Raw genomic sequence first — 11207 nt, 5'->3', positions numbered from 1 at the left:
CCTTAGTGCGCATAATGTATATTATGTTAAATATGATTTATTGAGACGCACTCACCAATAGCTTTTGTCTAAATCCATACCCTTTCTGTTATCTGTTATCTGTTATCTGTTATCTGTTATCTGTTATCTGTTATGGCAATTCAAACATCAATGTCTATGGCTATCCAAACTTTAAATGTAATTAGTCCGCTTTTGATTTACGCCTTGCTCAATGCTGAGACAAATTAAATGAAGCTATTTGATGTTAGCCTGAATCCATTTCCTGTTCTTGCTAACTCCATTTATTCCCTTTGTGCCATTTACCTTAACTCTGAGTTCTCACTTCACTAATCTAGAAAGATACGGCACGTTCCTAAACTTGTCTTCCCATGGCAAACCATAACCCACCAGTAAATCGTCACTGTCCATCGCATAGGCATAATATTCTGGCACTGCCATATCTACGCGGCCTGGCTTAACAAACAATGTCGCAATGGATAGCGATTGCATTTGATAATTTTGTTGAAGGTAGCTGACTAATCTTTTCATTGTGCCGCCAGATTCAATGGCATCGTCAACGATAATGACGTTTTGGTGTTGTAGTGAGATATTTTCATGAAACACAATCTCAGACTGGTTCTGAGTATCTCCTGGTGTGTGCGGACAAGAAATATAATCCATTTTGATATCAAACTTTAACTTACGCACTAAATCGGCTGTAAAAAATATCCCACCTGGCACAACGGTAAGCACAACAGCATGGGTAAATAGAGCGTTCAGCTCATCCGCAATCTGAGCCACTCCTTGTTGTATTTGCGTTTCACTTAACACCAGTTCACCAATATGCGGACAATTCATAACTTGTTCTTCCTTTTTATTCGTCTAACGCACGTCAAGCATACTACTGCTGGCTCGATTGAACTATACACCAAGCCATCCAATCTTATGTAGCATGTCTTTGCTTTACTCATATCATTTCAATACTTTCAAAAAGCACCGAGCACTCGAACAAATTATAGAATATCGCTCAATAATGAATGTGCTTTCTCATTAGCAGTAACATGCTGCTGTTGTTCAATTTTATAAACTAAGATTACTATTCTCCGCCCTACACGCCTTTCAATTAAAATCTATTAACCTATTGAATACTAAGTATTTAGCACTTAACTTTTATAGCGAAGAGCCAGTTACACACTATTCAACATTTAGTTATAGTGCATTAGAGACCAAAGAAAAAACAGCCATACAATAGCTGAATTCTCTTTGGTCTCTATCTTTATTACGGTTTTTTAGGACTGATTTTTGTGACTTCAAAATCAGCGAAATCAACTTCATCTTCCTCTTTATTTAGCTGGTCAATGGCCTTTAATGAACGATAAATCCCCCATTTAGGTCTTACAAAGTTAGAGCGACTCCCATCGCTACCTGATCGCCACATCTCGATATTATTTTGGGTCACTTCAATCATAGGTGTTGACTCACCTAATGGTGTGACTGTCATGTATAAGCTGCCGGACTCTGAATAATTCGCTCGTACATAAACTTCAAACCAATGGCCTAGAATGTCATTCTTCCAATCAATATCATGCTTTGCTGTGTGATATAAGGTGTTGTTTACTGTTCCAGTTTTATTGGCATTGTAGCCCACATGGCGTACTTCTAAACCGCTGTGTCCGTGACGTATATTGGCCGTTAGTGTCAATATCGGCGAACTGGTTATTGCATCGCTGCTTTTCCCCTTAACCGCTTTGAGTTGAAAAATATGAGTGAAATGTTTGGTGACCGCAAGGTTATCACCCAATCTAAACTTCCAACGGTATTCAAAGGTATCACCTAAATGGCCTTTTAAAGCGGATTTAGATCCTCCATAAACCTTAATTTCATTACGTTGACGATCACTTTTTAACAGCACATCTCGGTCATGATCGTCATCTCTATGGATAACAAACTTAAAGTAATTGCCAACACGTTCATCCATGCCTTCAGTAATATGTCGCACACCTTGATGATTTGCATTGCCATAAAGATCAGGGGCTTCAATAGCTCGAGGGCCAAAGGCATCTCGAATCAATGTGTAGGTATCTTCTTTTTCTGGTCCATCAGCCTTCAGTTGCGTCTGACTAATAATCGTATCCCCGCGTACAGTCGTTGCGGGTATAGCATCTGTCACACCTGCAGTCGTCACGCAACCACTCAACACTAGGATGGCATTTAAGGTAAGTACTTTTTTCAACACGCGATTTCCTTTATAAACACACAAAAACAGCAATTCTTGGATACTATCATTTCATCACACAGTAAAGTGTGCAGAACGTCTCTATAGTTATAAATAGCCCGTCGCCGAGAAAGACTCTACAAGGACTCATCAAAGGCTTATACTCGCCGCTCAGTCTTTTTTCAGGAAATACAGTGACTCTTTCACGTAAACACACTTTGGCTTTTATCGGTATCTTATTACTGGCAAGTAACCTGCGGGGCCCATTTACCAGCCTTGCCCCATTGCTTGATCAAATAATGACACAGCTGCATTTAAGCTCGACCATTTTAGGCATGTTATCCTCGCTACCACTGCTGTCCTTTGCCATTATCTCTCCTATTGCGCTCGTGGTACTGAAACATTTGGGACTGAAAAACAGCATTTGCACGGCGTTACTAAGCATATTTTTAGGCGTCTGTTTACGGTCTTATGGTGACGTATATGGGCTGTATATGGGTACAGTATTTATTGGTGCAGGCATCGCCGTTGGTAACGTACTACTTCCCGTTGCGGTAAAAGTCAGTTTTCCTGCGCGCATTGCTGTCGTGACCTCTTTATATACCTTTACTATGGGGATTGGCTCTGCGGTATCTTCTACAGTGATGGTGCCACTGTCCCATGTGACATTTTCATCTGAATTGCTGTCATCTATGTCAGGTTGGCAACTTGCGTTACTTTTTAACTTGGTTTTTGTCAGTATTGCGCTCATTTTTTGGCTTTTCTCGCCGCAAGATGAAAATAAGCCAACCTCACATCAAAGCGTGAATATCCTTCAGCTCATGCGTAGCCCTGTCGCGTGGCAAGTGACATTAGCTCTAGGCTTAAATTCTTTTACGTTCTATTCTTTTGCCGCATGGCTACCTAAAATATTGATTGATCACGGTATGAGCGAAACTCAATCGGGTTATATCTATGGTTTATTGCAGTTCGCGACCATGTTACCTGGCTTGGTATTGATCCCTCTATTGACCCTTTTCAAAAATAGCCGCTGGCTATACATTGCGACCTCGACAGGTGTGGTTGTAGCGGCACTAGGGACACTCTATTTTCCGCAGTGGGCAGTGCTTTGGACACTGATGTTTGGCTTTTCAAACTGCGCAACCTTTGTCATTGGTTTATCCTTTATTGGTCTAAGAACACACAATGCACCTCAAGCAGCTGCACTATCAGCTATGTCACAAAGCATAGGATACGGAATTGCAACTTTAGGGCCACCGCTATTAGGCTTCCTTTATCAAGCGAACGGGAACTGGAGCTTTTCCTTGTGGCTCGTGGCACTGATGGGATGTGGATGCGTCTATTTTGGTACACTAAGTTGCAGAGAGACTAAAGTGAATTAAGGTGTTTAACATTACGCTTTGTTAACATTAACGCGAATACTTTGCTGCCCATTTTTAATGATAAAAGAGAAGCTATTCGCGTTTTCTACCGCAATAAACTCAGATATTTGATAATGTTCGCCATTAAATTCAATCACCGTGTCATTTTCTCTATTTTCCACGGCTAGCACTCTAAATTTTTTCAATTTTACGTCTAAACCTAACTGATATTCGTTATTATTTAGCGATATCCAGCAAACATTTTGTATACCACATGTTAAATCACTTAGTTTCAGTGATGAATCATGATTAAATGTTCGCCAAGTAAATGCGATGATAAGCACCGAAAAAGTCACAATAATTTGAATTAACCGCCCTTTGGTTAATTTTTCTACCGCCATAAAAGCACTCCTTTGTTACAAACTTCAAACTTTTCACATTAAATCGTAAAACTCTAATCATACCTAACGTTGAACACCTGTCATTCAAATGTTAAATCCGTATAATTCTGGTTATTAATGTCATCTTTAAAATGGATTTTAGGAATTAGAGTGATTTTAACTCATTTGCCTTTGATTTTGGTGACATTTGTCGTGCGTCAACTTGTTGACGTTGTGTTGGAAAAGTGTAGTTATTAATAATTGGAAGCATGCAAATGAGCCAAGATAAGCAGCTTGAACAAAACTACAACTACACCGTAGTTCGTCAATTTACCCTAGTTACCATTCTTTGGGGTATTGTCGGCATGGGTGTAGGTGTTTTGATTGCCGCTCAGTTGGTTTGGCCACAGCTTAACTTTGATACGCCGTGGTTAACCTACTCCCGTCTACGACCGCTTCATACAAACGCCGTTATTTTTGCGTTTGGAACAAGCGCCCTATTTGCCACATCTTACTATGTGGTGCAACGTACCTGTCAAACACGTCTATTTGGTGGCCCTTTGGTGGCGTTCACCTTTTGGGGATGGCAGGCGATCATTTTAGCTGCGGCTATTTCATTACCTCTTGGGTTTACCTCAGGTAAAGAATATGCAGAGCTTGAGTGGCCAATCGATATCGCGATCACTATCGTTTGGGTAGCTTACGCTGTGGTATTCTTTGGAACGCTCATCAAGCGTAAAACATCGCATATTTACGTTGCCAACTGGTTCTTTGGAGCCTTTATCCTAACCGTTGCAGTGCTGCACATTGTTAATAGTTTGGCGGTTCCAGTGTCAGCGATGAAGTCCTACTCTATTTACTCTGGCGCAGTGGATGCCATGGTGCAATGGTGGTATGGGCACAACGCTGTTGGCTTCCTATTGACTGCCGGTTTCCTTGGCATGATGTACTATTTCGTCCCTAAACAAGCTGAACGTCCCGTTTATTCATACCGTCTTTCTATCGTTCACTTTTGGGCATTGGTTTCTCTGTACATCTGGGCAGGACCACACCACCTACATTACACCGCGCTTCCGGATTGGACCCAATCTCTTGGCATGGTGATGTCATTGGTGCTATTCGCTCCATCTTGGGGTGGCATGATCAACGGTATTATGACGTTATCTGGCGCATGGCATAAATTGCGCTACGACCCTATTTTACGATTCTTAATTGTCTCGTTGTCTTTCTATGGTATGTCGACCTTCGAAGGCCCTATGATGGCAATTAAAACCGTTAACGCCCTCTCACACTATACTGACTGGACGATAGGACACGTACACTCTGGTGCTTTAGGTTGGGTGGCAATGGTTTCTATTGGTTCGGTATATCACTTAGTGCCAAAACTATTTGGTCAAGAACGCATGTATTCTGTAGGCCTCATCAATGTGCACTTCTGGTTAGCGACTGTGGGTACCGTGCTGTACATCGTAGCCATGTGGATTTCAGGTGTAATGCAAGGCCTGATGTGGCGCAGCGTGAACGCGGACGGTACATTGACGTACAGCTTTGTTGAATCGGTACAAGCCTCTTACCCATATTACACGGTGCGCTTCATCGGTGGTGCCATCTTCTTGTCGGGTATGTTCTTAATGGCATACAACACCTACAAGACCATCAACGCTCCAAAGAATAGCCTGAAAGCTATTCCTCAACCTGCACAATAGGAGATGATGATATGGCTAACAATTCAAAAAATCGTCATGAGTTAGTTGAGAAAAACGTCGGGTTAATGGCCATTTTGATTGTGTTTGCAATCAGTTTGGGAGCTTTAGTAGAAATTACCCCGTTAATTTTTCAAAAACAAACCACAGAGCCGGTGAAGAATCTTCGTGTGTACTCTGCGTTGGAAATGGAAGGACGCGATATTTATATCCGTGAAGGCTGTAGCGTTTGTCATAGCCAAATGATCCGACCTTTCCGCTCAGAAACCGAACGATACGGCCACTACTCCGTTGCCGGTGAAAGTGTTTGGGAACACCCTTTCCTTTGGGGTTCAAAACGTACTGGTCCTGACTTAGCCCGTGTTGGTGGACGTTATTCTGATGAATGGCACCGCGTGCACTTAATCAACCCAAGAGAGTTGGTGCCTGAGTCAAACATGCCTGGTTTCCCATGGCTGGAAGAGAACGTACTTGATGGCAAATTGACACAGAAGAAACTCGAAATCTTTAAAAATCAATTTGGCGTACCCTACACCGACGAGCAAGTTCAATCAGCGCAACAAGATGTCGCAGGTAAAACAGAGATGGATGCTCTGATCGCCTACTTGCAGTCTCTTGGTCACGCGATGAAATAAGGGGTAACTATGGATATCAGTATGATTCATACCATATGGACCATTGTGCTATTTGTCAGCTTTGCTGGCGTCGTGTGGTGGGCCTTTGGCAAGAACCGAAAAGCTCGCTTTGAAGAAGATGCAAACATGATATTTGCAGACGAGCAACGCCCTGAGGCGGACCCAAAAGGAGAGACTAAATAATGAGTACGTTTTGGAGTCTTTGGATAATCATCATCACTATCGGAACCTTGGTAGGCGTAGCCTTTATCCTATATTGGTGTGTAAAAGACAAGATGGGTGTACCTAGCGGTGAGGATATGGGCCACGAATACGATGGTATTCGCGAGCTTAATAACGACTTACCGAAATGGTGGACTTACCTATTTATTGCTACTTTCATCTTTTCTGTAGTCTATCTTGCTCTGTACCCTGGGCTGGGTAACTTTAAGGGTTTACTTGGCTGGCAAAGTTCGGATCAAACCGTCACAAGCATCGAGGAGTCGAAAGCATCGATTGCTCGTGCTCAAGCAAACAAGCAGTTAGATCAATACGCAAAAGAGCTTGATGACGCCGATGCGCACTTTGGTGAAGCATTCAGAAAGATGGCAATGACGGATGACGGACAAGGGCTACGTGCCATTGTCGACATCGCCGGCAATGAAGAGTCTATCAAAGTGGGTCAGCGTCTATTTTTGCAAAACTGTTCACAATGTCATGGTTCCGATGCTCGTGGTCAATTGGGCTTCCCTAACCTAACGGACACGGCATGGCTTTATGGCGGCGAGCCTGACGCCATTGTGGCTACGGTTATGGACGGTCGTATTGGCGAAATGCCAGCATGGATTGATGTTCTTGGCGCTGAAGGCGTGGAAGAAGTGGTCAGTTATACCCTGTCTCTTTCAGGGCGTAAAGTGAATGCACGTGAAGCCGCCGCAGGTAAATCTCGCTTTGTGGTCTGCGCAGCATGTCATGGTACGGACGGTAAAGGTAACCCTGCACTTGGCGCCCCTGATTTAACCGACAACACTTGGTTATATGGCGATTCGCGCGCGGCGGTAACTGAAACCGTTGCACATGGTCGTATTGGCGTTATGCCGGCTTGGAAAGACATTCTGGGTAAAGAAAAAGTACAACTTGTCTCGGCATACGTATGGAGCCTAAGCAATACAGAAAAAGAGTAACAACCTAATAGCAGCCCCTGTAAAAAGGGGCTGACATTTCAGTACAATCATCTTTTCATTTCCTAATTTGAGAACTTTTTTATGGTAAAGCCTTGGTATAAGCAGTTTTGGGCTTGGTTCATTCTACTCATCATTCTAACTACCATTTTTGGTACCTTACTCAGAGTGTATATATTGTCTCAACATTCCGTTTCTCTGGTCTCTGAGGATTACTATAAAAAAGGCAAAGGCATAAATGTTGACTTGTCTAAAGTGAGTGTGGCTCAGGATCTTAATATTTCAGCTAAGGTCTATTCCGACGCGCAAGACATAGTTATTGAATTAAACAAAGGCGAACTTGCCCACTACCCAGCACTGAATATCACATTTTCGCACCGCACGCTTGCCGATAGGGATTTTGACTACTTAGCGACAGCTAACCCCTCTGGCACGTATAAAGTGCATTTAGATACGCCACTGCAAGGCCCTTGGTTTATTGAGATGCAACCGCACGACAAACAGTGGATGGTGCAAGGCCGCATGTCATTTCCAACGACCACACCAACTCCTTTGATGAACTAATGACTATGGATAATTCGTGTTATCACTGCGGTGAGCCAATCGCTGACAATACTGACTTTTGTGTCACCATTCTTGATGAACCTAGAGCCATGTGTTGTCCTGGGTGTGAATCTGTCGCTCAAACCATTGTCGATAGCGGTTTAAGCTCTTACTATCAATACCGTACAGAAAAAGCAGAACGGGTCGATTTAGTGCCTGAACAGCTACAATCACTCATTCACTACGACAATGAACAAGTACAATCTGAATTTGTACGTAATCAAGACAACGTATCAGAGGTGACCCTGTCACTCGACGGCGTGTCGTGTGCCGCCTGTGCATGGTTGATTGAAAGACAAATGAACAACCACCAAGGCGTGGTCCGAATTCGCGTCAATACCGCAACACACAGAGCACTGCTGGCGTGGGATAACACCGAAACTAAACTGAGCGATCTCCTCAATAGCATTCATAAACTGGGCTATAAAGCAGCGCCTTTTGAGGCTGATAAACAAGAAGAAAGCTACTACCGAGCTATGAAGCAATACTTATATAAACTCGGGATTGCCGGACTGGCGACGATGCAGGTCATGATGCTCGCTGTAGCGCTTTATTTAGAAGTCTTTGGTAATTTGGAGCCGGAGTTTAAGCACTATTTTCGGATTGTCAGCCTTATTTTTGCCACTCCCGTGTTGCTATATTCCGCGCTGCCTTTTTATACCAACGCATGGCGAAGCTTAAAAGCGCGCACTTTGGGAATGGACGTTCCGGTCTCTATTGCGCTTATTTTTGCGTATATCGCCAGTCTCGTCGCCACTTTTACTCAAAGCGGCGAGGTGTTCTTTGAATCCATATCCATGTTTACCTTCTTCTTGTTACTGGGACGCTTCTTAGAAATGCGCGCTCGTCGAAAAGCGGCAGCAGCCAGCGCTAACCTTCTGAAACTGGTTCCGGCGATGGCAACCCTTGAAGACGGCACCCAGATCCCGGTTAAGACCCTTAACATAGGCGATCGCGTGCGAGTATTGGCCGGCGAGCATGTGCCAGCAGACGGTTACGTGCTAGATAAAGCCGTCTATGTGGACGAGTCTATGCTGACCGGTGAATCATTACATATAAAGAAAAACCCAACTGAAACTGTGTATGCGGGCACCATCAACGGTGAGCAAACCTTTACGCTTGAAGTCTCTTGTCGCAAGCAGGAAAGCATGATCGCCAGCATTGTGCGCTTGCAAGATGAGGCACAAGCCACCAAGCCGAAAATTGCTGAAATTGCTGACATTGTTGCACGCTATTTTGTCGCGGTTATCTTAATTATCTCGGCATGTACTTACCTATACTGGCAACACCATCAGCCCGAAGATGCATTTTGGATCATGCTGGCAGTATTGGTTGCCACCTGCCCTTGTGCTCTGTCTTTGGCAACGCCTACCGCTATCACCTGCTCCACTTCGCGTATGGGCGATCTCGGGATTTTATTGCGTAAATCTCATGCTATTGAGACGCTCTGTAAAATCAATCATGTCATCGTGGATAAAACTGGCACATTAACCGAAGGGAAAGTATCCCTTGCTCATACTCAAACCTTTGGCAACTGGTCGACATCGCAGGTGCTTTCTATTGCCGCCTCCCTTGAGGCACACGCCAACCACCCCATAGCAGCTGCGTTTCGTCCATACTTAAATAATGACGTCCAAGTTGATGCGGTAGAGAATCATATTGGATTAGGACTGACCGGTATTCTCGACGGACAGCACTGTAAAATTGGCAGCTACGCCTTTGCGGGCAACCGTCACATGCCGAATCAAGCACATACGATTTACCTGTCAGTCGAAGAGCAAGTCGTCGCCACATTTACCTATAGCGACCCAATACGAGAAAGCAGTCAACGCTTCATTGAATCGTTAAAACAACTGGGGATTAAAACCACACTGCTGACGGGCGACAATGAAATTAATGCCACGCCAGTGGCGAAAGAACTCGGTATCGAGACCCTAGTGTCTGGCGTAAACCCGGAAGGTAAGCTCTCCTATTTACATGGACTATCAGATAAAGACGTGACGCTCATGGTCGGAGATGGAATCAATGATGCACCGACTCTAGCTGGCGCGCACTTATCAGTAGCGATGGGCGGTGGTACTGATGTCGCAAAATCTTCTGCCGATATGGTACTGTTGGGAGATAAACTCGATAAGATCATAGAGGCTCGCTTTCTTGCCATTAAAACTCGCAAGATAATAAGAGAGAACTTGGCCTGGTCCTTAGGATACAACTTATTGATTTTACCACTGGCTGTTTGTGGTTTAGTCGCACCTTATATCGCTGTGGTGGGCATGTCCGCTAGCTCCATCATCGTAGTCACTAACTCACTGAGATTACTAAATAAAAATGGAAAGCCTTTACATACTTATCCCCATAGCAATCATTCTGGTGGCCATCGCAGTCGCCGTGTTTCTTTGGGCCGTTAAAACCGAGCAGTTTGAAGATCTGGATCGTCAAGGGCACACTATCCTGTTTGAAGAAGATGACGCCCCTAAGCACAACAAGAAAGATCACTAATGCTAACGATTGATTGGATGGGCGCATTTTTTATTGGATTAGCCGGCGCTGGGCACTGTATGGGAATGTGCGGTGGCATCGCCAGCGCCGTTGCGTTAAACGGACGTCACCAATCCTTTCGCATCACGCTGCTATACAACCTTGGGCGTCTATCGTCCTACCTTATCATTGGCGCCTTAATTGGTGGCACTGTGGCCAACAGTTTGAGTCTATTTGACTCTACATACCTGTTAACGGCATTACGTGGGGTGGCTGCTGTGATGATTTTACTGCTTGGCCTATATTTGGCACAGTGGTGGAATGGACTGCTTAGAATAGAAAAACTCGGGCAAGCGATATGGAAATTCATCGCTCCTGTGGCAAGTAACATGCTTCCACTTCGGTCAGTATGGTATGCCTATCCGGTCGGCATTTTATGGGGCTGGATACCTTGTGGTATGGTCTATTCAATGCTGAGTTGGGCAGCGGTCTCGAGCAGTGCGACTCACGGCATGTTGATTATGGGCTGTTTCGGTTTAGGTACTCTGCCTGCGATGCTATTCGTTGGCACTAGCTCAAGTCGCTTTTCTACAATAGTGCGATTACCTATTACTCGGCGTGTTATAGGTAGCTTAATGATTGTTTATGCTGTTTATTCCCTATACATCCTTATATAAAAAGCTGAAATTTGCG

General features: G+C 44.1%; 12 protein-coding genes. 9 read left to right on the top strand and 3 right to left on the bottom strand.

Going from position 1 to position 11207, the window contains the following annotated elements; all coding sequences use genetic code 11:
* Positions 1 to 318: 318 nt before the first annotated feature.
* Both VEZ01S_RS06835 and VEZ01S_RS06830 read right to left on the bottom strand, forming a co-directional pair.
* A complete protein-coding gene (locus tag VEZ01S_RS06835; protein ID WP_021713283.1) occupies positions 319 to 837 on the bottom strand; it encodes a phosphoribosyltransferase in 519 nt (172 codons plus the stop codon).
* Positions 838 to 1258: 421 nt separating this feature from the next.
* A complete protein-coding gene (locus tag VEZ01S_RS06830) occupies positions 1259 to 2215 on the bottom strand; it encodes a hypothetical protein (protein WP_021713282.1) in 957 nt (318 codons plus the stop codon).
* Between the two features lie 173 nt (positions 2216 to 2388).
* On the opposite strand from VEZ01S_RS06830, the gene VEZ01S_RS06825 reads away from it, so the two are divergent.
* Positions 2389 to 3576 carry an MFS transporter gene (locus tag VEZ01S_RS06825; RefSeq protein ID WP_021713281.1) on the top strand — a complete coding sequence of 396 codons (1188 nt, stop codon included), beginning with the start codon at positions 2389 to 2391 and terminating at the stop codon, positions 3574 to 3576.
* An 11-nt stretch (positions 3577 to 3587) separates the two neighbouring features.
* On the opposite strand, the gene VEZ01S_RS06820 is transcribed toward VEZ01S_RS06825, so the two are convergent.
* Entirely contained in the window at positions 3588 to 3956 is a 369-nt protein-coding gene (locus VEZ01S_RS06820) for a hypothetical protein (RefSeq protein ID WP_021713280.1), read from the bottom strand.
* 254 nt (positions 3957 to 4210) lie between these two features.
* Between VEZ01S_RS06820 and ccoN the strand changes: the two genes are divergently transcribed.
* The 8 genes from ccoN to VEZ01S_RS06780 all read left to right on the top strand — a co-directional run bounded on the left by ccoN (position 4211) and on the right by VEZ01S_RS06780 (position 11191).
* Positions 4211 to 5641: a cytochrome-c oxidase, cbb3-type subunit I gene (gene ccoN / locus VEZ01S_RS06815; protein ID WP_021713279.1), complete on the top strand. Its 1431-nt coding sequence runs from the start codon at positions 4211 to 4213 to the stop codon at positions 5639 to 5641.
* 11 nt (positions 5642 to 5652) lie between these two features.
* On the top strand, positions 5653 to 6273 hold the full coding sequence (ccoO, locus tag VEZ01S_RS06810; RefSeq protein WP_021713278.1) for a cytochrome-c oxidase, cbb3-type subunit II: 621 nt from the start codon (positions 5653 to 5655) through the stop codon (positions 6271 to 6273).
* A 9-nt stretch (positions 6274 to 6282) separates the two neighbouring features.
* Entirely contained in the window at positions 6283 to 6456 is a 174-nt protein-coding gene (locus VEZ01S_RS06805; RefSeq protein ID WP_021713277.1) for a cbb3-type cytochrome oxidase subunit 3, read from the top strand.
* On the top strand, positions 6456 to 7436 hold the full coding sequence (gene ccoP, locus VEZ01S_RS06800) for a cytochrome-c oxidase, cbb3-type subunit III (protein ID WP_021713276.1): 981 nt from the start codon (positions 6456 to 6458) through the stop codon (positions 7434 to 7436). Before VEZ01S_RS06805 ends, ccoP begins: the two co-directional genes overlap by 1 nt.
* 81 nt (positions 7437 to 7517) lie before the next feature.
* A complete protein-coding gene (locus tag VEZ01S_RS06795; protein ID WP_021713275.1) occupies positions 7518 to 7997 on the top strand; it encodes a FixH family protein in 480 nt (159 codons plus the stop codon).
* 5 nt (positions 7998 to 8002) lie between these two features.
* Positions 8003 to 10444, top strand: coding sequence for a heavy metal translocating P-type ATPase (locus tag VEZ01S_RS06790; protein ID WP_040890368.1), 2442 nt, complete (start codon positions 8003 to 8005; stop codon positions 10442 to 10444).
* A complete protein-coding gene (gene ccoS, locus VEZ01S_RS06785) occupies positions 10365 to 10535 on the top strand; it encodes a cbb3-type cytochrome oxidase assembly protein CcoS (RefSeq protein ID WP_021713273.1) in 171 nt (56 codons plus the stop codon). Before VEZ01S_RS06790 ends, ccoS begins: the two co-directional genes overlap by 80 nt.
* Positions 10535 to 11191, top strand: coding sequence for a sulfite exporter TauE/SafE family protein (locus VEZ01S_RS06780; protein WP_021713272.1), 657 nt, complete (start codon positions 10535 to 10537; stop codon positions 11189 to 11191). The genes ccoS and VEZ01S_RS06780 overlap by 1 nt, the downstream gene beginning before the upstream one ends.
* The last annotated feature ends 16 nt before the right edge of the window (positions 11192 to 11207 follow it).

This window comes from Vibrio ezurae NBRC 102218, assembly GCF_000467185.1.
GTDB classification, from domain to species: domain Bacteria; phylum Pseudomonadota; class Gammaproteobacteria; order Enterobacterales; family Vibrionaceae; genus Vibrio; species Vibrio ezurae.
This window is presented reverse-complemented; position numbering and strand designations above follow the sequence as displayed.